General features: G+C 62.8%; 19 protein-coding genes and 4 pseudogenes. 12 read left to right on the top strand and 11 right to left on the bottom strand.

Features of this window, described 5'->3' with window-relative positions:
* Nucleotides 1–226: 226 nt before the first annotated feature.
* From ACPCJR_RS20685 to ACPCJR_RS20670, 4 genes are all read left to right on the top strand, one after another.
* Nucleotides 227–868 (top strand): transglutaminase-like cysteine peptidase, encoded by a 642-nt coding sequence (locus ACPCJR_RS20685; protein ID WP_391514662.1) that lies wholly within the window; start codon nucleotides 227–229, stop codon nucleotides 866–868.
* A gap of 305 nt (nucleotides 869–1,173) precedes the next feature.
* Nucleotides 1,174–1,875, top strand: coding sequence for a transglutaminase-like cysteine peptidase (locus ACPCJR_RS20680; RefSeq protein WP_391514660.1), 702 nt, complete (start codon nucleotides 1,174–1,176; stop codon nucleotides 1,873–1,875).
* 157 nt (nucleotides 1,876–2,032) lie between these two features.
* Nucleotides 2,033–3,142, top strand: a complete 1,110-nt coding sequence (locus tag ACPCJR_RS20675) for an ATP-binding protein (protein WP_391514658.1) — start codon at nucleotides 2,033–2,035, stop codon at nucleotides 3,140–3,142.
* Between the two features lie 216 nt (nucleotides 3,143–3,358).
* Nucleotides 3,359–4,339: a Tim44 domain-containing protein gene (locus ACPCJR_RS20670; RefSeq protein ID WP_391514656.1), complete on the top strand. Its 981-nt coding sequence runs from the start codon at nucleotides 3,359–3,361 to the stop codon at nucleotides 4,337–4,339.
* A gap of 216 nt (nucleotides 4,340–4,555) precedes the next feature.
* Here ACPCJR_RS20670 and ACPCJR_RS20665 read toward each other — a convergent pair whose 3' ends face one another.
* The 5 genes from ACPCJR_RS20665 to ACPCJR_RS20645 form a co-directional block, all read right to left on the bottom strand.
* Nucleotides 4,556–4,762 (bottom strand): Trm112 family protein, encoded by a 207-nt coding sequence (locus ACPCJR_RS20665; RefSeq protein WP_391514654.1) that lies wholly within the window; start codon nucleotides 4,760–4,762, stop codon nucleotides 4,556–4,558.
* A 58-nt stretch (nucleotides 4,763–4,820) separates the two neighbouring features.
* Nucleotides 4,821–5,489, bottom strand: coding sequence for an LON peptidase substrate-binding domain-containing protein (locus ACPCJR_RS20660; RefSeq protein ID WP_391514652.1), 669 nt, complete (start codon nucleotides 5,487–5,489; stop codon nucleotides 4,821–4,823).
* 79 nt (nucleotides 5,490–5,568) lie between these two features.
* A complete protein-coding gene (locus ACPCJR_RS20655) occupies nucleotides 5,569–6,480 on the bottom strand; it encodes a tetratricopeptide repeat protein (protein WP_391514650.1) in 912 nt (303 codons plus the stop codon).
* Between the two features lie 118 nt (nucleotides 6,481–6,598).
* On the bottom strand, nucleotides 6,599–7,114 hold the full coding sequence (locus tag ACPCJR_RS20650; protein WP_391514648.1) for a hypothetical protein: 516 nt from the start codon (nucleotides 7,112–7,114) through the stop codon (nucleotides 6,599–6,601).
* 71 nt (nucleotides 7,115–7,185) lie between these two features.
* Nucleotides 7,186–8,178, bottom strand: coding sequence for a glutathione S-transferase family protein (locus ACPCJR_RS20645; protein ID WP_391514647.1), 993 nt, complete (start codon nucleotides 8,176–8,178; stop codon nucleotides 7,186–7,188).
* Between the two features lie 180 nt (nucleotides 8,179–8,358).
* Here ACPCJR_RS20645 and ACPCJR_RS20640 point away from each other — a divergent pair, with 180 nt between their 5' ends.
* On the top strand, nucleotides 8,359–9,477 hold the full coding sequence (locus tag ACPCJR_RS20640) for an NADH:flavin oxidoreductase/NADH oxidase (protein ID WP_391514645.1): 1,119 nt from the start codon (nucleotides 8,359–8,361) through the stop codon (nucleotides 9,475–9,477).
* Nucleotides 9,478–9,480: 3 nt separating this feature from the next.
* Here the strand turns inward: ACPCJR_RS20640 and ACPCJR_RS20635 are convergent, their stop codons facing one another.
* Nucleotides 9,481–10,242 carry a phosphodiester glycosidase family protein gene (locus ACPCJR_RS20635; protein WP_391514643.1) on the bottom strand — a complete coding sequence of 254 codons (762 nt, stop codon included), beginning with the start codon at nucleotides 10,240–10,242 and terminating at the stop codon, nucleotides 9,481–9,483.
* Between the two features lie 230 nt (nucleotides 10,243–10,472).
* On the opposite strand from ACPCJR_RS20635, the gene ACPCJR_RS20630 reads away from it, so the two are divergent.
* On the top strand, nucleotides 10,473–11,009 hold the full coding sequence (locus tag ACPCJR_RS20630) for a hypothetical protein (protein WP_391514641.1): 537 nt from the start codon (nucleotides 10,473–10,475) through the stop codon (nucleotides 11,007–11,009).
* A gap of 186 nt (nucleotides 11,010–11,195) precedes the next feature.
* On the opposite strand, the gene ACPCJR_RS20625 is transcribed toward ACPCJR_RS20630, so the two are convergent.
* Entirely contained in the window at nucleotides 11,196–11,600 is a 405-nt protein-coding gene (locus ACPCJR_RS20625; RefSeq protein WP_391514639.1) for a DUF4174 domain-containing protein, read from the bottom strand.
* A 90-nt stretch (nucleotides 11,601–11,690) separates the two neighbouring features.
* Between ACPCJR_RS20625 and ACPCJR_RS20620 the strand changes: the two genes are divergently transcribed.
* Together ACPCJR_RS20620 and ssb are read left to right on the top strand one after the other, a co-directional pair.
* A complete protein-coding gene (locus ACPCJR_RS20620) occupies nucleotides 11,691–12,707 on the top strand; it encodes an NADP-dependent oxidoreductase (protein WP_391514637.1) in 1,017 nt (338 codons plus the stop codon).
* Between the two features lie 201 nt (nucleotides 12,708–12,908).
* The gene (gene ssb / locus ACPCJR_RS20615) at nucleotides 12,909–13,466 is read left to right on the top strand and encodes a single-stranded DNA-binding protein (protein ID WP_391514635.1); all 558 of its coding nucleotides are present in this window, start codon (nucleotides 12,909–12,911) and stop codon (nucleotides 13,464–13,466) included.
* Nucleotides 13,467–13,814: 348 nt separating this feature from the next.
* On the opposite strand, the gene ACPCJR_RS20610 is transcribed toward ssb, so the two are convergent.
* From ACPCJR_RS20610 to ACPCJR_RS20600, 3 genes are all read right to left on the bottom strand, one after another.
* Nucleotides 13,815–14,186, bottom strand: a complete 372-nt coding sequence (locus ACPCJR_RS20610) for a hypothetical protein (protein WP_423452011.1) — start codon at nucleotides 14,184–14,186, stop codon at nucleotides 13,815–13,817.
* A 147-nt stretch (nucleotides 14,187–14,333) separates the two neighbouring features.
* Nucleotides 14,334–18,932: a glycosyltransferase 61 family protein gene (locus tag ACPCJR_RS20605; RefSeq protein ID WP_391514631.1), complete on the bottom strand. Its 4,599-nt coding sequence runs from the start codon at nucleotides 18,930–18,932 to the stop codon at nucleotides 14,334–14,336.
* A gap of 49 nt (nucleotides 18,933–18,981) precedes the next feature.
* Nucleotides 18,982–20,121, bottom strand: coding sequence for a DegT/DnrJ/EryC1/StrS family aminotransferase (locus tag ACPCJR_RS20600; RefSeq protein WP_391514630.1), 1,140 nt, complete (start codon nucleotides 20,119–20,121; stop codon nucleotides 18,982–18,984).
* Nucleotides 20,122–20,309: 188 nt separating this feature from the next.
* Here ACPCJR_RS20600 and ACPCJR_RS20595 point away from each other — a divergent pair.
* From ACPCJR_RS20595 to ACPCJR_RS20580, 4 genes and pseudogenes are all read left to right on the top strand, one after another.
* Nucleotides 20,310–20,508, top strand: a pseudogene (locus ACPCJR_RS20595) (IS3 family transposase); the annotation flags it as partial.
* A gap of 89 nt (nucleotides 20,509–20,597) precedes the next feature.
* A pseudogene (locus ACPCJR_RS20590) lies at nucleotides 20,598–20,896 on the top strand (transposase); the annotation flags it as partial.
* Nucleotides 20,897–20,944: 48 nt separating this feature from the next.
* Nucleotides 20,945–21,106: an IS66 family insertion sequence element accessory protein TnpB gene (gene tnpB, locus ACPCJR_RS20585; protein WP_391514874.1), complete on the top strand. Its 162-nt coding sequence runs from the start codon at nucleotides 20,945–20,947 to the stop codon at nucleotides 21,104–21,106.
* A 174-nt stretch (nucleotides 21,107–21,280) separates the two neighbouring features.
* A pseudogene (locus ACPCJR_RS20580) lies at nucleotides 21,281–21,517 on the top strand (IS66 family transposase); the annotation flags it as partial.
* A gap of 3 nt (nucleotides 21,518–21,520) precedes the next feature.
* Here ACPCJR_RS20580 and ACPCJR_RS20575 read toward each other — a convergent pair.
* Nucleotides 21,521–22,443: pseudogene (locus ACPCJR_RS20575) on the bottom strand (transposase); the annotation flags it as partial.
* Between the last annotated feature and the right edge of the window lie 83 nt (nucleotides 22,444–22,526).

Below are 22,526 nucleotides of genomic sequence, written 5' to 3'. Positions count from 1 at the left end.
AAACGGCAGGCAGCCCCTGCGAGCACGCGAAGGCGGGCGCCCGGGCGACAGGGTTACCCCTCCCCTAATGCGACCTCTCGCATTTCCCGCAACCCCGTGAGGGGCGGTTCGCCCTCGCACGGGCGAGGACCGGAGGGGGCGCGAATCGATAAAATTGCGCGGATCGGCTTCAGCGCGGCGGAGGGGGTGCGGCGACATCCTGGCCTCGTTCGAAGGAAACGCCGCGATGCACACCACCGATACGGGTCATCTCAAGACGGGGCTTCTCGCGGCCCTCGCCCTCTGCCTCGGCCTGCTCTGCGGCGGTGTTCAGGCTCAGACGCTGGCCGCCCTCCCCTCGGCGAGCGCGGGCCTCACCACCGGCGGGGAAGCCCGGCCGATCCTCGCCTGGACCGAGTTCTGCCAATCCTACCCGGCCGAGTGCGCCTTCGACCGCAGCGAGCCGGCCCGCATCACCCTGAGCCCCGCCCTCTGGTCGACGATCGTCTCGGTCAACCGCCGGGTGAACCGCGCGATCGAACCCGTGACCGACCAGGATCATTGGGGCCGCCCCGACCGCTGGGATCTGGCCGAGGACGGGCGCGGCGATTGCGAGGACTACCAGTTGCTTAAGCGCCGCCTGCTCGCGGAGGCGGGGCTGCCGCGCCGGGCCATGCGGATGACGGTCGTCATCGACGAGAAGGGCGAGGGCCACGCCGTGCTCACCCTGATCACCGACCGCGGCGACTACATCCTCGACAACAAGACTAACGCCGTCTCGCCCTGGCACCAGACCGGCTACGTCTTCATCAAGCGCGAGGGGCAGGACACCCTCGCCTGGGTCTCGCTGGGCGGGGCCACCTCCCCGGTCACCACGGCCAACCGCTAGACCATCGTGCCGGATATCGTATCCGGCACGATGGTCTCGCCTCTTGTTTCGCATCGTCTTTTCCGAAAGCCGGCGGCCACCTTTCGGGACGATGCTCTAACGGCCGGCCGCAGCCCGCGGCCCGCCTTTTGCTGGATCAGGGAAGGTCGGGCCCGGTGTGGCCCGTTTGCCAGCCTGCTCGGGGTTGTCTCGCCATGATACGGGAAAGCGATCGCGGGGCTTCACCCTTCCTTCACTTTCTCATTGAGCCGGGCGCCGGCCCGTGCAAGCTTTGCCGAGAAACTGGGGCGGCAGGACGGGCGGCCATGCGGTACGCGGTGTTTCGGAGCGTCGGCGACGGATCGGCGTTTCCCCGCGGGCACGTCACCCGGCGCCTTCTCCGGGCCGCCCACCTCTCCCTCGTCGGCGCCACGCTTCTGATCGGCGGCGCCGCGGCGCCGGTCCAGCCGAGCCAAGCCCGCAGCGCCGGGCTGCCCGAGGCCGGCACCGCCGCCGATCCCGGCGCGCCCGCCCGGCCCGTGGCGGCCTGGAACGACTTCTGCCTGCGCTATCCGACCGAATGCGCCGTCGATCCCGGTGAGCCCGCCCTCGTCGCCCTGACGCCTGCGCTGTGGCACACGCTGACCACGGTCAACCGCCGGGTCAACGCGCGCATCAAGCCGATCACCGACACGGCCCATTGGGGTGTGGTCGACCGCTGGGACTTCCCCGATGACGGGTTCGGCGATTGCGAGGACATCCAGCTCCTCAAGCGGCGCATGCTGATCGAGCGGCGCCTCCCCCGCCGGGCTCTGCGCATGACGGTGGTGATCGACGAGATCGGCGAGGGCCACGCCGTGCTGATGGTGCGCACCGATCGCGGCGATCTGATCCTCGACAACAAGACCAACGCGGTGCTGCCCTGGCAGCGCACCGGCTACAGCTTCGTGAAGCGCGAGGGGCAGGACGGCCGGGCCTGGGTCAGCCTCAACAACGGCGCCTCGCCGGTGACCACGGCCAACCGCTGATCCGCGGGCGCGCGACGCCGGGTGCCGCGATCCAAGCGGGGCTTGGCGCGTTGACGGTCATGCTTTTGGCGTATCCCGAAGACAGCCTGTATCGCTCGCGCAGCCGCCGGGCTCGCAGGAGTCCGGCCGGTTCCCGATTGCGGGAGGGCCGTGCCCGATGACGCCACCCGATGCGAACGCTCCGTCCGAGCAGCGGGAGGAGACCGATGGCGGCTTCCTCGCCGCCCTGCCCCTGCCCGCGCTCCTGCTGGATCGCTCGGAGACCGGGGCCGTCATCGCGGCGGCCAATGCCGGCTTGTGCGCGCTGACCGGCCGCGACGAGGAGGATCTGGTCGGGCGGGGCCTCGAGGCGCTCGAATGCCGCCACGGCGATCATGCCGGCTGGACCGCCCTGCGGGAGGGGCTGGCGCGCGGAGAACCGTCGAGCGCCGAACTCCTGTTCTCCCGCGGCAGCGGCTCGTTCTGGGGCGAGATCCACCTCGCGCCGCGGCCCGGCGACGCCGCGCGCTTCCTCGGCCAGATCGTGGACGTGACCCGGCGGCGCGATGCCGAGGACGCGCTGGCGCTGTCGCGGCAGCGGGAGGCGCTCGGGCTCCTCACCAACAGCGTGGCGCACGAGTTCAACAACTTCCTGCAGATCCTGATCGGCTACATCGACGGACTGAAGCGGCGCCTCGGCGACCGGCCCGAACCCTTCATCCAGCGGGCGATCATCCGCTCCACGGAAGCCTCCGAGCGGGCCGCCGTGCTCACGCGCCAGCTCCTGGCCCATTCCCGGCGGATCGCGCCGGACGTGCGCCCGGTCGATCTCGCCGCCGCGGTCCGCGCGGGCCTCGACCGCCTGCGCCCCAACCTGCCGGCCGGCATCCGGCTCGACCTCTCGATTCCCGACGACCTCCCCCCGGCCCTGTGCAACCCGATCCAACTCGAACTGGCGCTCGGCCACATCCTCGCCAATGCCTGCGAGGCCATGTCCGGCCAGGGCCGCATCCGCGTCACCCTGTTCGCGGTCGAGCCCGGCGACCGCTCGCTCCAGCGCCCGGAGGCCGGGGCGGTCGGGCTTTCGGTCTCGGATACCGGGCACGGCCTGTCGCCGGAGATGCTGTCGCGGGCGCTCGCCCCCTTCGCCACGACCCGCGAGTCCGGCCGGGGCGCCGGCCTCGCCATCGTGCACGGCCTGATGAAGCGCCAGAACGGCACGATCTCCATCGAGAGCCGGCCGGGCGAGGGCGCGACCGTGCGGCTCGTCTTCCCGGCCGCCCGCTGAGGGCAGCGCCCTCGGCCGACCGGAAAAAGCGTGGCCGCCCTCTAAAAAATTCGACACGGACGCAGCATCTTAGCTCGGGCTCTCGGCGCGGCCGGCCGGTGGCGCGAAAAAATCTCGCGAAATCTGGCCCTGGGCCGGGACTAAAATCGCGTCTCACCCGTCACCATCTAAAGAGAGCATTCTCGCTCTCCTCACGCTGACCTGAGGTTCCGTCTGATGGCTTCCCCTCCCGTGCGTCGCAAACGCGTCGTGACCCTCCTCGCGCTCGCGGCCTCGCTCGCCGTGGCGGCGCCCGTCGTCGAGGCGCGCCCGGGCGGCGGCGGCGGCATGGGCTCGCGCGGCTCGAAGACTTACAGCGCGCCTCCGTCCACCGCGACCTCCCCGGGCGCGATGGGGCCGATCCAGCGCTCGCAGACGAGCCCGAGCCCCGGCATGAACAATCCCGGCATGGCCGCGCAGAATCGGGGCTCGCGCTTCGGCGGCGGCTTCCTCGGCGGCATGCTGGGCGCGGGCCTGCTCGGCGCCCTGCTGGGTGCGGGCTTCTCCGGCGGGCTCGGCGGCATCGGCTCGTTCATCGGCCTGATCTTCCAGATCGGCCTGATCGCGCTTCTCGTGATGCTGGCGGTGCGCTTCTTCCGCCGCCGTCAGGAGGGCAACCAGCCCGCCATGGCCGCCAACGCGCCGCATGCCCGTTCCGGCCTCCCGCCGCAGGATGGCCCGAACGGCGGCGTCAATCCCGGAATGAATGCCGGCATGAACCCGATGGGCGGCGGCTATGGCGGCGGCGCCCGTCCGCAGCCGGTCCAGGTCCAGCCGGACGACTTCCAGGCCTTCGAGCGCTCGCTCAACGAGGTCCAGGGCGCCTTCGGCCGCGAGGACGTGGCGAGCCTGCGCCGTCTCGCGACGCCGGAGATGGTCGGCTATTTCGAGGAAGAGCTGCGCGCCAACGCCGCCCGCGGCGTCGTCAACCGCATCTCCGACGTGAAGCTCCTCCAGGGCGACCTGTCGGAAGCGTGGCGCGAGGGTCCGGTCGAGTTCGCCACCGTCGCCATGCGCTTCCAGCTGCGCGACGAGGTGTTCGAGCGCGCCACGAACCGGCACGTCGAGAACGGCCCGCAGGAGGCCAAGGAATTCTGGACCTTCGTGCGCGAGCCCGGCGGCCCCTGGCTGCTCTCGGCGATCCAGCAGGGCCGCTGAGCCATCGGCCAATCCGAAAAAAGGGCGTCCGGCGAGAGCCGGGCGCCCTTTTCGTTTTCAGCATCACGCGTCGGCCTTCGCCCCCTCCGTCATCGCGAGGCAGAGCCGAAGCGAGCCAGAGCGCGACCTGTCCGGACAATGCGGGGCCCTGGATTGCTTTCGCTGAGCCGCGCAAGGACGATGGAAGAGACCGAAAGCGATCAAACGGAAACCGTATCACTCCGTCAGCGAGCGGGCCTCTTCGGGCAGCATGATCGGGATGCCGTCGCGGATCGGGTAGGCGAGCTTGGCGGAGCGGCTGATCAGCTCCTCGCGCGCCGCGTCGTATTCCAGCGGCGCCTTGGTCAGCGGGCAGACCAGCAGTTCCAGCAGGCGGGGATCGACCCGGGTCGCTTCGACGGGCGGGGTGGGTGTGTCGGCCATGGCGTCTCGGTTCCGGTGAGCGGGGCCCCATAGCGCGGATGGCCGGGGGCCGGAAAGGTTATTGCAGCGTCGGTTCGGAGCCGCTGGCGCGCACCAGCTCCATCTCGGTCACCGCGATCAGCACCTCGGCCCGCGTCTTGAGGTCGGGCGCTTCCAGCATCGCCTGCTTCTCGCGCACCCCGAACGGGCTCATCATGCACAGCGCGTTGACGAGCGCCTCGTTCGGCGCTTCCTCGATGCCCGACCAATCGACCTGCAATTCGTTGGCGTCGACGAAGCTGCGCAGGGTGCGCAGCACGCCCTCGCGGTCGACCTCCGCCTCCCCCGCCCGCGCCTCGAAATCCTGGGCGAAGGACTCGAAGGAGACTTGGCAGCGCCGGTACTTCGTGGTGACGGCGAGTTCGCTCTCGACCCGGAAGCGGCTGACGCCGGTCAGCGAGATCAGGTAGCGCCCGTCGCCGGTCTCGGCGAACTGGCTGATCCGCCCGGCGCAGCCCACCCGGTAGAGCCGGGGCGCCAGCGGAGAACCGCCTCCCTCCGCGTCGGGCTGGATCATGCCGATCAGGCGCTCGGAGCGCAGGGCGTCGTCCACCATGGCGAGATAGCGCGGCTCGAAGATGTTGAGCGGCATCTGCCCCCGCGGCAGGAGCAAAGCCCCCGGCAGCGGGAAGACCGGGATGATGCCGGGGCAATCCGCCGGCGATTTGAAGCCCGAATGCGTGCTCATGCGCGGCGTCCCTGCTGGAGGACGGGGCGCTGCGGGCCCCTTCCGAGATGTCGTTCGAGAGGCCGAGCGCGCCCCGCGCTCACGAAAACAGAAGCGTCGAGAGCTGTCGGCGGCCGCGGATCGCGGCCGGGTCCATCAGGCCCCAGGCCTCGAAGAACTGAAGCAGCTGCTTGCGCGCCGCGTCCTCGTTCCAGTTCCGGTCGGCCCGGGCGATGGCCACGAGCTGATCGACCGCCTCGTCCCGCTTGCCCGCGGCGTTGAGGCCGAGCGCGAGATCGAAGCGGGCCTGATAGTCGCTCGGATCGGCCTCGATGCGCTTCTGCAGGCCGGCGAGGTCGCCCAGGCTCTCGGCTTGGTCAGCCAGTTCGAGCGCCGCGCGCACGCCCGCGAGCTGTGGGTCCTCCGCCTTGTCCGGGGGCACCATGGCGAGGACCTGCCGGGCATTCTCGGTCTCGCCGAGTTCGAGCTGGGTCTTGGCGAGGCCGGCGATCGCCTTCAGGTTCGCCGGCTCCTCGCGCAGCACCGCGGCGTAGAGCTCGGAGGCCGCGGCGAGATCCCCGGCCGAGGCGACCGCGGCGGCCTCCTCCAGCACCTGATCGATCTCGGAGGGGCCGGCGAGCCGATCGACGAAGGCGCGCACCTCCGATTCCGGCACCGCGCCCATGAAGGCATCGACCGGCCGGCCGCGATCGATCGCGATCACCGCGGGGATCGATTGCAGGCCGAGCTGCTGACCGATCTGCTGCCAGACGCCCGGATGCTCGTCGATGTTGAGCTTGGCGAGCTTCACCCGCCCGCCCGCCGCCCGCACCACCTTCTCGAGGACCGGCGTGAGCTGCTTGCAGGGGCCGCACCAGGGCGCCCAGAAATCGACGATCACCGGCTGGTTCATCGACTCGGCGATGACGTCCTGCCGGAATCCCGCCGTCGTGGTGTCCGTGATGAGACCGTCGGCGGCGGGTGCGCCGGCGGCGGGGTTGGCTTCGAGCATGGAGCCCTCGGGAATCGTTTGAGACACGCGCCGTCGCGTGCGTTGCACCGGGCCGTTACATGGGGCCTGACGCCGCCCCTGACCAGACGTTTTCGGGCGCCCCGGGGCCGTGGCCGGCTCAGGGCTTGGCCGCAGCCCCGGCCGGGCCGCCCGCGCCCTCCTTCGCCCCCTCCTTGGCGGCCTTGTTGTCGGTCACGAAGACGCCCGCATAGATCTTGCCCTGAGAGGTCGCCTCGCAGGTGATCATGGTCTTGCCGGGCTCGGGCGCCGAGAACTTGCAGGAGCCGACCGCGGGAGAGGGGCTGCGGGCGATGCCCTCCTTGTTCTTCATGCCCGGCACCACGAGGCTGATGGGCTGGAGCTGTTCGGTCTCCTCGGTGCGCTCGTGCTGCGCGCCCGCCCCGCTGAAGCTCAGGGTCTGGCCGTCCCAGGCGGCGAAGTCGAAGGTCGTGCGCCCGCGCGAGACGGTGTTCACGAGCTCCTCCTTGCAGTTCTGCGTGATGTCGAGGCCGCCGATCACCAGCCGCTCGCACCGGCCGGTCATCTTCACCTCGGCCGCCTGCTGGGCGAGCGCCGGACCGGCTGCAAGCAGGCCGAGGAGGGCAAGGAGCGGGGTGTGCGAGCGGGTCGTCATGGCGTCGTCTTCCTCCTGAGCGGCCTGTGCCGCCTTGTCGTGGATGGGTTTCCCCGGGGGCGATCCGGATCTCAACCGCCGAAGCGCAGGGCGCGGTCGTTGGGCGCGTCGGGATGAAGCTCGGGGCCCAGCGGCACGATCCCGGTCGGGTTGATGCCCGCGTGGCTGGCGTAATAGTGGCGCTTGATCTGCTCGAAATTCACCGTCTCCGCGACGCCCGGCAGGGCGTAGAGATCGCGCAGGTAGTTCGAGAGGTTCGGATAATCGGCGATGCGCTGCCGGTTGCACTTGAAGTGACCGACATAGACCGCGTCGAAGCGCACCAGGGTCGTGAACAGGCGGATATCGGCTTCGGTCAGGGCGCCGCCGCAGAGGTAGCGCTGCCGGTCGAGCCGGTCTTCCAGCGCATCGAGTTCGGCGAACAGGGCCGTGAACGCCTCCGCGTAGGCCTCCTGGCTCGTGGCGAAGCCGGCTTTGTAGACGCCGTTGTTGACCCGGTCGTAGACCCGGGCGTTCACCGCGTCGATCTCCTCGCGCAGGGGTTCGGGATAGAGGTCGGGGCCGTCCGCGCCGAAACCGGCATCGAGCATCCGCACGATCTCGGCGGATTCGTTCGAGACGATGGTCTCGCGCTGCTTGTCCCACAGCACCGGCACCGTGACGCGGCCCGAATAGTCGGGCTTGGCCCGCCGGTAGATCTCGTAGAGCCGCCGGGCGCCGAACAGCGGCTCGGCGGTCGAGCCCGGCACACCGCCCTCCTCCTCGGCCCGGAAGACCCAGCCCTCCTCGCGCATGTCGGGCGAGACCACGGAGACGCCGATCGCCGCCTCCAGGCCCTTGAGCCGGCGAACGATCAGGGTGCGGTGGGCCCAGGGGCAGGCGAGCGAGACGATGAGGTGGTAGCGCCCCGCCTCGCCCGCGAACCCGCCCTCGCCCGAGGGGCCGGGCGCGCCGTCCGGCGTCACCCAGTTGCGGAAGGCGGCGGCCGAACGCTCGAAGCGCCCGCCGGACTTGGCGGTGTCGTAGCCCTTGTCCACCCACTCGCCCTCGACCAGCATTCCCATCTCGAACGATCCTCGCGCGGCCGATCCGGCCATGCAGATGGAGGAGTTCGTCCCGGAGAGAAGCCCGCCGGGACGTGCCGCCGGCGTCGCAGGCCGCTTTCGACGCGCAGGCCCCGGAACTGGCCGCGGGGGGAAGCGGATCCCAGATAGGCCGCCAGCTGTCCCTGACGGAGCCCGCCGATGTCCGCACGCCTGTTCGCGCCCCTGCGCCTGGACGACCTGGAACTCGAGAACCGCATCATCGTCGCGCCGATGTGCCAGTACTCGGCCCGGGCCGGCGAGGCGACCGACTGGCATCTGATGCATCTGGCGCAGATGGCCCAATCGGGCGCCGGCCTGCTGACCCTGGAGGCGACGGCGGTCTCGCCCGAGGCGCGCATCTCGCCCGGCGATCTCGGGCTCTACGACGACGCCACCGAGCGGGCGCTCGGCCGCGTCCTCGACGCGGTGCGGGGTTATGCGCCGATCCCGGTGGCGATCCAGATCAACCATGCCGGGCGCAAGGCCTCGAGCCGCGCCCCCTGGGAGGGCGGCGCGCAGATCGCGCCCGAAGCCGTCGACGGCTGGCGCACCGAGGCGCCCTCGGCACTGGCCCACGGGCAGGACGAGGCGCCGCCGCACGCCCTCGACGCCGAGGGCTTGAAGCGGGTGCGCGACGGCTTCGTCGCGACCGCGCGGCGGGCGATGCGGCTCGGCATCGACGGCGTCGAGCTGCACGGCGCCCACGGCTACCTGTTGCACCAGTTCCTCTCGCCGCTCTCCAACCGCCGCGAGGACCGCTACGGCGGCAGTCTGGAGAACCGGATGCGCTTCCCGCTCGAATGCTTCGAGGCGGTGCGCGAGGCCGTGCCAGCGGGCAAGCCGGTCTGGATGCGCGTCTCGGCGACCGACTGGGTCGAGGAGGGCTGGGATCTCGACCAGACCCTCGAACTCGCCCGCGCCCTCAAGAGCCGCGGCGCGGCGGCGATCCACGTCTCCACCGGCGGCCTCTCGACGGCGCAGAAGATCCCGCTCGGTCCGAGCTATCAGGTGCCCTTCGCCGAGCGGATCAAGTCGGAGACGGGCCTGACCACCATCGCGGTCGGCCTCATCACCGAACCGGCCCAGGCCGAGGGCATCCTGGCCGAGGGCCGGGCCGACGCGGTCTCGCTCGCCCGCGCCCTGCTCTACGATCCCCGCTGGCCCTGGCACGCGGCGGCCGAACTCGGCGCCCGGGTGCGCGCGCCCAAGCAGTACTGGCGCAGCCAGCCGCGGGAGTACAAGGACCTGTTCAAGGACACGGCCCACGGACAGCGGTAGGCGTCACCGCGCCACCGCCCCCACCAAGGGCCCGAGCGGGCGGCTGAGGTCGGAGCGGCCGAGGCCCGGCGCGTAGAGGCTCGACACGCTGCCGTCGAGGAACAGTGCGTTGCGGCAGCCGAGCCCGTCCTTGAACAGGCGGGCGAAGGCGCCGAAGGTCACCGGCTGCTCCGAGATCGCGAAGACCGCCGTGCGGCCGCCGTCGCGCACGCCGACGCCGTTGCGGATCTTCTGGCTCGGGCCGTCCTCGGAGATCTTGGGGTGGATCTTGCCCTCGATCACCAGCATCGGGCCCGATTGCGTGGCGAAGTCCGGGGCCGGCTTGGCGCGCAGGTAGCGGGCCGTGTCGAGCACGCCCGCCCGGTCGCCCTTCACGTAGAAGACGCCGTTGGGCTTGAGGTGGAAATTGCCCGGACCGTTGGTGGTGGAGACGCCCTTCATCTCCCGGCCCTCCTCGACGTAGAGCCCGACCGGGGCCTGCCCCTTGTCGTACATGCCGGCATTCATCGCGAAGCTGAGGCGCGGTCCCTGTCGCGCGGCGAGGCTCGACAGCGAGGCGTAGGGCAGCCCGTCCGGCCCGAGCCAGAACAGGCGGACGCGCTCGCGGGTCAGGTCGACCGTGCAGACCGTATAGGGCTGCCCCTCGGATTCGACGGCCTTGCACGGCCCCTTGCCGGCGGGCGCCGGCTGCGCCCGGGCCGCCTCCGGCGCGAGGGTGAGGCAGGCGAGCAGGACGGGGACGAGGACGGCGAGACGGCGCTTCACGGGCGGTTCCTGTCTGGCGGCGGTCGCTTCGGAAGCAGGCGGGAGGGCCGGCTCGGCCGCGCCGGATCTCCTCACCCGAAAGCATGGCAGCATTCAAGCACGCCCTGCCCGGTACGCCGGCGCGAACACATCACGCATTTGGGACCCCCGGTCGCAGGGACCGATTCGACTCCCCGAACGTTCACAACGAGCTAGGGGGTTCATTCTCTCTCTCGGGTGGAGACGATCTGATGAAACGGGTTGTTCTGGCATCGGCGCTGATGACCGGCGCGCTGATGATGATCCCGGCCACGGCCGATGCCCGTCCGGGCTTCGGCGGCGGCGGATTTCACGGCGGCGGCTTCCGTGGCGGCGGCTTCGGCGGCGGGTTCGGTGGTTTCCGCGGCGGCGGCTTCGGTGGCCCCCGCTTCGGTGGCGGCTTCGGGGGGCCGCGTTTCGGCGGTGGTTTCGCCGGCCGGGGGTTTGGCTATCGCGGCGCCGGCTTCGGCGGATGGCGCGGCGGCTACGGCGGATGGCGCGGCGGGGGCTGGGGCTATCGCCGCGGCATCGGGCTCGGCGGCGTCGGCCTCGGACTCGGCCTGGGTCTCGCCGCGGGTGGGCTCTACGGCGGATACGGTGGCTGGGGCGGCTACGGCGGATGGGGCGGCCCCTACGGCTACTCGACCGTCGGCTACGATCCCTACTACGGCGGCGGCTGCTATACCGTTCCGCGCCTGACCTGGACGCCCTACGGCTACCGCCGCGTGCTGGTCGAGCGCTGCTACTGATCTTTTTCCGACAGACATGAACGAAGAAGGGGCCGCGTGCGGCCCCTTTCCTTTTGCGCCTCAGCGTCCCTTCGCTCGTCAGCGTCCCTTCGCTCGTCAGCGTCCCTTCGCTCGTCAGCGTCCCTTCGCCCCTCAGCGCCCCTTCGCCCCTCAGCGCCCCTTCGCCCCTCAGCGCCCCTTCGTCCCTCAGCGCCCCTTGGCCTCGTCCCGCCGCATCGGCATCGCATCGATGGTCGAGAACAGGCGCTGCGGCGGGATCGGGTCCGCCGCCGTGAGCTTGGCGCCGCCGTCCTTGCCGACGAGAACCGCCCGGAAGGCATCGTCCGGCAGGCCGAGATGCCGGCGCAGCCGCAGAGCCTGCGCGCCCGTGCCCACCGCCTCGACCGTGACGAGATCGCGCTCCGACGCCCCTGCGCGCGCCGAGGCTAGTGCTTGTCGCTGGGCCGCGAGCCGGGCGTCGCCCGGATCGGGGGCAGCCAGCACCAGCACCCGGGATTTCCAGCGATAGCCCGCCAGCGGGTCGCCGTCCGCCGCGCCCACCGGGCTGCTCGCCATCAGCGCCGCCGTCACCGCCGCCACCTTCCACGCCATCCTCACCTCCCCGCATGCCCTGCCCTGCATTGCCGGAACCAGCGCGCGACCCATCTGCCCGGTTCCGTTTCGCGAACAGCCGGAGGCCCCATGGCCATCGTCAACCGTCGGATCGTGCTGGCCGCGCGCCCGCACGGCGAGCCGCGCCCCGAGCATTTCCGCCTGGAGGAAGGGCGCATGCCGGCGCCGAAGCCGGGCGAGGTTCTGTTGCGGACCCGCTGGCTCTCGCTCGACCCGTACATGCGCGGGCGCATGAGCGCGGCGAAATCCTACGCCAAGCCCGTCGAGATCGGCGAGGTCATGGTCGGCCAGACGGTGAGCGAGGTGGTGGCCTCGGAAAACCCGGCCTTCGCCGAGGGCGATCTCGTGCTCAGCCAATCCGGCTGGCAGGACTACGCGGTCTCGGACGGCCAAGGCCTGCGCCGCCTCGACCCGGCCGAGGGGCCGCCGAGCCGCTTCCTCGGCCTCCTCGGCATGCCGGGCATGACCGCCTATGCCGGCCTGCTCGAGATCGGTCGGCCAAAGGCGGGAGAGACCGTGGCGGTGGCCGCGGCGACCGGGCCGGTCGGCTCCCTCGTCGGCCAGATCGCCCGGCTCAAGGGCGCGCGGGCGGTGGGCATCGCCGGCGGCCCCGAAAAGTGCGCCTACCTGACCGAGACGCTCGGCTTCGACGCGGCGGTCGATCACCGCACCGACGATTTTCCCGAGGCGCTGGCCCGGGCCTGCCCGGACGGGATCGATGTCTATTTCGAAAATGTCGGCGGGGCGGTGTTCGACGCGGTGCTGCCGCTGCTCAACGACTTCGCGCGCGTGCCGGTCTGCGGCCTCGTCTCGGGGTACAATCTGAGTGAATTGCCCCCCGGCCCCGACCGTTCCCCCCTGCTGATGCGTGCCGTGCTGACCAAGCGGCTGACCCTGCGCGGCTTCATCGTCTGGGACTTCGCCGCGCTGCAGGACGACTTCCTGCGCGATGTCGGCGGCTGGCTCCGGGCGGGCCGGGTCCAGGGCCGCGAGGACGTGGTCGAGGGCCTGGAGAACGCGCCGACCGCCTTTGCCGGCATGCTGCGCGGCGCCAATTTCGGCAAGCTCGTCGTCAAGGTGGCCTGAACCGGGCTCCCATTCGGGGCAGCACCGCGGCGCTTGTTCGAACTCGCGAACAAATGTAGAACATATACGGCGGCGGATCGGTGGGAATCGGGCACAAGCGGCACGGACCGCTTGCCGGGATCGGCCCGGACGCCCAGAGTCGCCGCCATCGCGGGCGTGGAAAAGAATGCCCTGTGAGATCGGACCGGATGGAGAGATGAGATGGCGGGCAGCGTCAACAAGGTGATTCTGGTCGGCAATCTCGGGCGCGATCCCGAGACCCGGCGCCTGTCCTCGGGCGACCCCGTGGTGAACCTGCGCATCGCGACCTCGGAGTCCTGGAAGGACAAGGCGTCGGGCGAGCGCAAGGAGAAGACCGAGTGGCACTCGGTCGTGATCTACAACGACAACCTCGCCCGGGTGGCCGAGCAATATCTGCGCAAGGGCTCGAAGGTCTACATCGAGGGCCAGCTCCAGACCCGCAAATGGACCGACCAGTCGGGTGTGGAGAAGTACACGACCGAGGTGGTGCTCCAGCGCTTCCGCGGCGAGATGACGATTCTCGACGGACGCGGCGGGGGCGGCGGCGACTTCGCGGGCGAAGACGAGGGCGGCGGCCAGATCAGCCGCGGCGGCGACAGAGGCGGGGATCGCGGCGGCGATCGCGGCGGACGCGAGGATTACGGCTCGAGCCGCTCCGGCGGCGGCGACCGCCGGCCCTCCTCGGGCGGCGGCGGCGCCAAGCCGAACTACGACCTCGACGACGACATCCCGTTCTGATGTGCGGTGACCTTCAAATCGTCCTCTAAACTCGTTAACCTGCGGCCTGGATTGAAAAATCCGGGCCGCAGTCGTTTTTGAAATTGCAACGAAATTCTTGTACAAAAATGCGGCAATGATTTTCCGCTCGATATTGCGCCTAAGGAACTGACGTGTATTAGAAAAAAGCTCCTTACTCTTTCAAAATGGTTAGGTTCGAGAACGGCGAGCGCTTCCCGGCCGTTGTCGATGCAGCCAGTGTGTCGGCGTACGATCCAAACGTCTGCGGCATGATCGCCCTCCGGCGCGTAACGGGGCGTCCAACTCCTTCGACGCTCGATTGCACACGGTGATCATCGTCCTGACCGGTTAAAGCGTGCGCGTTTCCGCGCCTCCTCCGAGAAACTTGGGGAGCGCGTCGAGCAGCGCGAACTGGGCATTGAGGCGCTGGAGACCGATCAGGCCGAACGTTAGCCCCCTACGCCGGCCATCACCGAGGCGATCGAGACTGCGCGTCTCAAGCCGGTCCGGCAGGCCATGTCCGAATGCCGCGCGAGCGCGGTCCATGCCAGTTCCTCCACCTGCCCGGCCTGCAGCGGGTCCCTGCGACGGATCGGCGAGGACGTGATCGAGAGCCTGGACGACGGGCCGGGCCGGTTCAAGGTTGTGCGCCATGTGCGCGAGGCCTTCGCCTGCCGCCTTCAGCGACGATAATAAGCTCTCCATCGCGACGCCGTTCAACACCTTGTCCGATCGACCCATCGAGCAAGTCACGCCATGCACAGCTTGAGCGCAACCTGCTGCACACACGTCTTCTGACCTCTATTTATCGGCAACTCCCCCGGTCCGGGCTGCTTTTCTCGATCAGCCCGGACCAAAGCCAGCCGGTCAATTCGCTGCGATTTTCGTAAGAAAAGCCAGCCGCGGGATTAACTGCTCTTCGATACTGAAAATCCTCAACAATGCATTTCGTCCCTGTAAGCCAAGCTCTGCAAGCGCAGGACGATCAGTGAGATACCGTTCGAGCAGCGAGCATATTTGCTCACTATCGCGAACAATTAATTCAAAATCGATCCCATTGCGGAGTACTTCAGTTCCATCGATGTTTTTGTTTAGATTAAGAGAGTCTACAAGAAACATGGCAACTCCGCGAACGCCAGCCTCAACGCATGCCGTCGTTGGAAACCCGTCGAACGAGCCCTGGTAGCCGTCCATTTCCAAACTTGATATTGCCGGAGATAGGACAACATCCATCGATTCATAAAAACTAGGAAAAAAGTCAGATCCTTGAACGCCATGATAAATTATTTTCGTCCCATATGGCAGTTCAATTACACTTGCATCAAACCCTCCAACAACATGAAACTCAATATCCTTGCGTCCTCTAAAGCGAGAGGCGACCTCGACAAATATGTCATATCCTTTTTCAATGCCGAACTGTGAATATCTTTGGGCTACGAAACACACCTTTAGAGCATCATCGAAATCTGAGCCGAAATTTTTTCTATTTAGGGGAAAGGGATTGAGACAACTAGGGACCAACCCTCCAAACTTATGCATAATCAGGGCAGGGTCCAGATACTGCTTAGACACGAGATAATCATACGTCAGTTTCTGAGTCGTAATAATACCCTTTAATCGGCCATCTCGGCAGACTCTTTCCAACAAGACATCAGATGCTTTATTGTTAACGTTAAATCCTCCGCCTGGATAAAGTGTGAAGGCGTACTTCTCAGTCTTGTAAAACAATTCACTTGCAACGACTGCAGCATTATTTAGGAAGACTGTGTATGTAAAATCCGCCTGAATTGGCCGCCTATGGTCGAATGCTTTGACTCTATGCCTCGACACGCCGCTCGAAGCACAATAGTCTAAAGCCGTCTTCGCAAAGTCACTTCCTGCACCAAACTGATAAAGATCCCATATTGATGACACAATAGTAGAACTTGGGATTTTTTCTAGATAATATGAAAATTCTCCAAATCTAAAACTCGAAATAGGATCCGGAAAACTTGTATCAAATAGAAGGAAAGGGACAGAACTCGGTAACGCAGAAACAGAATTCCTGTTTAAGGAGTTTTGCGCAGTCCAACAGGCAGCGTCTGCTCTCGATAAAAGATGATTAGCAATTCCGTCAGCTCCCTCGACCGACATACGTGTGGCCGATTCAATGTCCGCTTGAGCTCTAGAAAGATGATCTGACAATGCGCGATGGGCCGCGGCGATATAAGTCACCTCAGGCGCAATTTCAAAAGCTCTTTGAAGCCTACTCATAGCTAAATTCAGTCGCCCAGTCCTTCTAAGCAAGGTACCTAGTTTATAGTGAACTATCGCAAGGTCCGGACAAACTCTAGATAAAATCTGATACCCCATTATTGCGTCAGAGAATTGACCCTCCATTTCCAGCTGGTTACATCCAGCTAGAAACAAACCGGCTAAAGATGGGAATTTTTCCGGCGCCACCTCTTCAGACAGCTCAAAAAGATTCCGACTGAGAATGTGGAGAAGATAATTTATGGCGATCAATACAGAGTTTGATGGTTCTCTCTCGATAAGCGCGTTTATTGCTTTACGTCTTTCGAACGTATAGGTATCGAAAGGCAAGCGACCTTCAATGTACCCTATACGAAGAAAGTGGCTAAGCGGATTTTCACCGCTTTCAGCAACATCCTTGTACATCCTCAGATAAAAGCGAGTGTCGAAGAGCACAGATGGGCTCAAGCCATCTGCAGCTCCACTTCGCACATAGTGTTCCAATGACGTGCAAATACCGGATATATCAAAGGTAAGCTGCTGCCTATAATACTGAGTATCGAACAGTACGTTTGCATCAGCATCATGTGGGAGCTGGTTGTAAACATAAGATTTGACGACATCGTCTAAACTAGCGAATTCCAATCCTGTCTGTCGGCTGATATAGTCTCGATCAATAAGAGATGTCGCAGTGAATATGCGATCACTATTATTCCTTGGAGTTGCACGGATCAACTCTAAAAACTGGTTGCGCATCACAGTCGATATTGTCGACTTCAGATCCGACAGTCTGATAGAATAGTCCATATGAAACGGATGAATACTATCATCTGGAATGCCATTGCCTTGGATGAATGTCACATTGCAACCTCCAGCTTCAATAAAGCTGGCATATCCATTGAAGTTAAATGCAGGAAAATCGTGTATTAATGCTACAACTGGAGTTTCGGAATCACAGAATATAGCATTACTCAAAGCCGAACTGCAAGATCCTACAACAATAGAAGCTGATTGAAATGCTTTGACCTGCTGAGAAAATGTTAATTTTTCAGGAATGATGATGTCAAAACCGAGAGAGACTAAATAACTTTCAATCTCTGCAGCATTTTTCAACGCTCTTGAGTTGTAAGCTTCCCTCGAAATGAACAATCGTCTTTTGGCATGTACGCGCCCTGGGTTTTGTCCGTCGATTGCTCTGATGATTTTAGATTTAAGCTCTGAAAAGACGTCTGTTGGCCAGACTGTATCGATAACCGAGCAACTAGATCTGAAATCCAAAGGAAAGAAGTTCGAGGGAGCGCTGACGATGAGATTAGCGAATTTACATGGTCCTTCGTGCGGGAGTTCGACGATTCGGCGCCCATTCGAGTTGAGTAACCTCAAGGACTCAAGCAATGTAGACGGCAGATTTTTATCGACATATATTGGCGCATCTGGGAAATCTTGAATTTTATCAAACTCAAGCATTCTTGGAAGAAATTCAAGTAGCCAATGTCCATAGTTTTGTGATTGCACACCAAACATTGCAACACCATTACCCATTTGGATGATATTGCCGGTTGGATTCTCAATTAGGATCGCATTTTCGTTCGCTCCTAAAGTCAACATCTGACTATCGCATACGTTTACATCGCCAAGCCGGGCCGTTGGACCAATGGGGCTGGCAGCCAGATCATACAATGCGTGATCGGCGCAAACAATAAGATTGCTTCGGCTAAAGGCAATGCAATTTTCGATAACAGCAGCATACGTTGCGGGTGCAACGAGGTCTCCTCTAACCGCGGATAGCCGATCTGGCTGTTTGAAAAACTTCAAAACCGGCGGATCGATGTTCCGCTTAGGCCGCGAGATCGAATGCGTTAGATTGTTCAATTCAGTATAATCTAAAACGCCTATCAACTTATGTAAAGACGGTTTATTTATATACTGATTTGAATGGAGATCTTCAGCAAGATCAAGTGCGACATCTTGGCACCCCTCCTCCATGTATTGTTGAATCGCAATTCGCCCGATTATAGAGATTTTATTTCTTAATGCGTCGGTCGGTGCCGTAGAAATCAACTCTACGATCCGGTACAAATCCAGTGCAGATCGGACATAGCCTTTGACTTCACATCGATACGCAAGCTCAGACGTTCGGCGTTCTACGACAGCTCTGACGTTTTCTTCCTGCGATGATATTGTATTTAGAGTATATCGACTTGCTATATTGTAAAATTGTCTGCCCGGCAACGAACGTTCACTTTTATTTTCTTGCGAATTCATTATCAGCACAACCAATTCCCGCACGACTTCCGTCGGCAAAGAGTTGTTGAGTTCCCGACTTAGCTTTATCATCTGCTCCGCAAAATTATTGTTATCATTGAAAACTGCTGCCTCGGCAACTTCCAAAACAACATTGGCGACTTGATAGCCGGAGGCTGACTTAATATGATCACCGGAAAGTCTGAAAATTAAATAGTCGATTGCTTCTTCGACCAGGTTTTTCCCAAGAAAATCTCGAGTCTTGTAGACGACGAGATCATCAATATGGATCGCAATGGCATTTTTGTCTGAATGTCCTAATACTATAGCACGCGAATAGCCAGCAATTGCAAGGTCAACTTCCTGGCGTGCTTCAGCCTGATAAGCTATGGAACTAGATAAGCTGGAGTCTGCACCAATGTAATGATTTGTGCTCTTGCATTTCGACAAAAATTCCAGCTCTCTGAGCGTGATCTTGTCGTCAATATGCTCTTCAAAACATTGACACAGTTCCCAAGCTTTTTTGTATCGTAGCTTGTAAGCAAGCGTCTCGATCAACCTTTTGATTATAAGCAAGTGGTCCGAGTACCAATTCATACTTAACAATTTTTCTTCAAAATAATGGATCGCTTTTGATGTCGCTTCTTCCAATTTCGACAGCGCAATAAGAGATCGAAGTTCAATACTAATAGCCCTATTGCCAGCAAATTCGTCTGTATCCCTCACGATTGATAGCGAAAGACTTGGATTTCCCGTCTGAAGATATACTTCAGCTGCTGCAAACCGCACGTGTAGGGGATTACTAGGGTCTTGCGGCTTAAGATTTATTACTGAGTCTGCAACACTTGGATTCGAAAAATTTAAATAATTACGGCCTTCACGGAACCCCTCCGATTGGAAATGCTGCCAGAGATCTGCACCACTGAGTGGCAGATCTGGGTTCATGTCTTTATAGTAATCGGCGTCAAAAAATAATGCAAACTTATCCACGTGTTCACCTCAGACGGTCACCGCTGCAGCAGATTTTACTTTGAGTGTCTCAGCTCATCGTTGATATAATGTCACGCAGGTTCCAAGCGACGAAAGCGACTTCCTCATCGGACATGTTCTCGTACAACGGAAGTGATAATATTCTACTAGCTATTTCGTTAGTAATAGTTAGACGTTCTGCCACACAAGTTTCCATGAAGTACGATTGTTCTGCGATGTGAGGGCTAAAGTAGTTAGCCGTCATGATCCCACGTGACGCCATTTCCTCGACGATCGCCATACGTTTCGGAGCATGGTTCGCATCAAGGAGTATAGGCATAAACTGATACGCAGTTATTGACCCGGTTTGTTTTTGAAATTTGAAATCCGGGAGCTGATCTATATATAAATTCGCTTTTGTGAATCTTGACTCAACAATAGCTTTGAAACTATCTAATTTTTTGAGTGCTATCAGTGATCCTATCTCGGAAAGTTTCGAGTTCAGTCCAGGCAGCGAAGCAGTTCTCGGCTGTTCGAATCCGAAGTTACCCATTGCGCGCAAACGTTTTACCCGCTGGGCATCGTTAGAATAAATTAAACCCCCTTCATATGTCGAAAAAGTTTTAGTTACATGCATCGAATATACTATTGACTGGTTGAATCCTTTTCCAAATCCGTCCCCTGCTGCGTTTTTACTTCCCAATGATGCTGCGGCATCGACTACTGTTGGAATTCCTTTTTCGCAACAAATTGTTTCGTAGCGATCGAGATCTATATTTGTTCCGAATGTAGCATACGGTACGATGACGGCAATTTCATCACCATACTTCTCAATCAATTCGTTCTCGTGATCTGGATCAAGGCTCCACGTCAAAGCGTCAATATCACAAAGAAGCGGAGTTAATCCTGCCCAAATCGCCGCATGCGCTGTTGCTGCAAATGTAAATGAGGGCATAATCGCATAGCGACCCTTCCTTTTAGCAGATTGAGTAGCCTCCTTGATAGCTAGCATCAATCCAATTGTTGCATTACAATTCGTCACGCAAGATCCAATTCCTCCAAAAAGTTCTTCAATAGCTCTATTTTCAAATGATTGGTTGATCGGTCCATAGTTCGAATAGACTCCTGACCCCTCAATTGACTCGATTTCTTTCAAAAGCCCTGAGAGTTTAGCCGGGTTGGTATTGATGAAGTTGATTTTGCTGTTCATTTTAATCCTTGCCCAAATTGGTTACTGTATTTTTGCCCGGCGCGTCTATCGTCGCCTGTTAGCCACTCTGCCAAAGTGTTCTCATAACGGGGTTGGTACGCTAGGGCAAATTGGCGCTGAACCGCCAAACTGGTTCGCGCCGAGCGTAAGTTTTCCGGGCATCCTGTCCCCTGAAAGGGGTGGATGCCATGCCTCGCAAACGCTGCACGAACGAGCAGATCGCCGTTGCCCTGCGGCACCCGGAAAACGGTCCGGCACTGAACTTGATCTACCGAAAAATGGGCATGTCCGAGCCAACTTTCCAGTTTCGGAACAAACAGTTCGTCCGGATGGGCGTGCCGGAAATCCAGCGGCTGAAAGCAGATGCTGGACGGGAACAGCAGGCTTTGAGCGCCTAACAGAACCGTACGATACGGTTGGTAAGGCGTTGGTGGAGTATGGCACAACCTTTGTTTCCCGACGATCTCTGAACCGAGATCGCCCCGCTTCTGCCGCCGCCCCGTCCGCGCCCGAAGGGCGGACGGCTTCCGATCGAGAACCGTGCTGCGTTCACCGGCATCCTGTTCGTGCTGCGCTCGGGCCGGCCCTCGGAGATGCTGCCGTCTGAGATATGCTCCGGTTGCGGCATGAGTTGCTGGCGGGCCTCCGCGACTGGCAGGAGGCCGGCGTGTGGGCGGGGCTGCATCAGGTGCTGCTGGCGCGCCGGCACGCGGCCGGCGCGATCGACTGGCGGCGGACGAGCCTGGACAGCACCTCGGTCCCAGCCGAAAAGGGGGCGCGCCACCGGTTCGTTTTCCGCGGACGGCGTGGCGACCTGATCGAGGTGATTCGGCACGACGGCTACGGGGCGCGCCTCTATACGAAGCGGCTCGACCGCGGTCGTTTCCTGTGGCCGTCGGTGGCAGACGGAGCCGTGACGATCTCAACGGTGCAACTCGGCTACCTGCTCTCAGGCATCGACTGGCGGATGCCGCAGGAGACCTAGCGTCCGAGCGCTCTCAGTTGCGGATAACGCGTTGCGCAAGTTCTTCGAGTTGGCTGACCTGAAGTAGGCTCCGCTCGCCATCGAGAGGGTGACGCGGATCGACACGATCTTCCCGGTCGAGCGCACCATCAACGGCCTCGGACCGGACGAGCGCCGTGCGATCGAAATGCCCGCTCGGCCGCCCTCGTCGCCGAGTTGAAGGCGTGGCTGCGGGTCAAACGCGCCAAGCTCTCGGCCAAGGCTCCGGTGGCGCACGCGAACGACTACACGATCAAGCGCTGGAACGTCTTGATCCTCTTCCCCGACGAGGGGCGTGTCTGCCTATTGAACAACACCGCCGATCGGGCGATCCGGCCGACCGCGATCCGGTATGTTTCAACACCAACGATAGCCGTAACGCACTTTCGCTGATCGTCAAGGTGAGAGGCCGATCAGGCGAGCTTGGAGCTGGTCGATCTTGCCGCGGCCGTACATCTGGCGCTTCACGAGCTTGAGCTTGGTGAACTGTCCCCCCGTCCTGAACTGCGGCTCGGTCCTGGCCGACACCGCAGGCGAAGGAGGCAGCGAGACTCGCCTCAGCTCGCCTGAGCCATCCTTCGAATTGGTCAAGCTCGAGTCCTCGTACCATCGTCAGGAAGGCGCCGACCACCTCGCGCGCCTCGACCAGCACCGGCACCCTTTCCTCGACGGCGGCCGCGGTCAGCGTCCTGGATAGCCTGCGGCAGAGCGCGGGCAATGGCCTCACCATATCCTGCGCCGCGGTCGCGGGCGACGATCTCGATCGAGGCGCGCTCCTTCAGCCAGATCTGTGCGATGGCCTGTTCGCGGTCCGGTCGGAGCGCCACGATGCAGCCGCGTTCGAGATCGCAAACCAGGATGCCGTATCGGTGGTTGCGTCGCCAGGCGAAATCGTTGATGCAGATGACGCCGAGCGGATCGGATGGTGTCTTCGCCCGACGGCGGACGACGCGCAATAGCGTGTCGCGACTGACCGGCACCACGCGACTGACCGGAAGCATAAGACGCTGGGCGAGGCCCGCACCGGGCCGACCGCCAAGCGCGAGACCGCGGTGATGGACGATCTGCTCCAGCCGCGAGGTGCGTCGCGCGAAGGCGGACAGAACGCTGTCGGGAAAACACTCGGCGAAGATCTTCCGCCTGCAGGCAGCTGCATCGCACCAGAAGCGTCGTACGACAACATGGAGTTCGACGCGCCGGCCACCGAGCGTCAGGTCGGCGGCACGGCGCTGGTAGCGGCTTTGGATGCGACGTGACTGGGTCCGGCAGTCTGGGCGGATCGTCACTGCGGCTCCGGACCTCACGATTAGTACTACTTTGGCAGATTGCCTTCAAGGTGGCTGGTCGAGGGCGGCCTCACAGTACGGGCATCGCCGCGGTGGTGGCCGGCTGAGGTGATCCA

This window comes from Methylobacterium sp. NPDC097929, assembly GCF_049543375.1.
Lineage (GTDB): Bacteria > Pseudomonadota > Alphaproteobacteria > Rhizobiales > Beijerinckiaceae > Methylobacterium.
The sequence above is the reverse complement of the archived record's forward strand: the minus strand, read 5'-3'. Positions and strand labels throughout refer to the sequence as shown.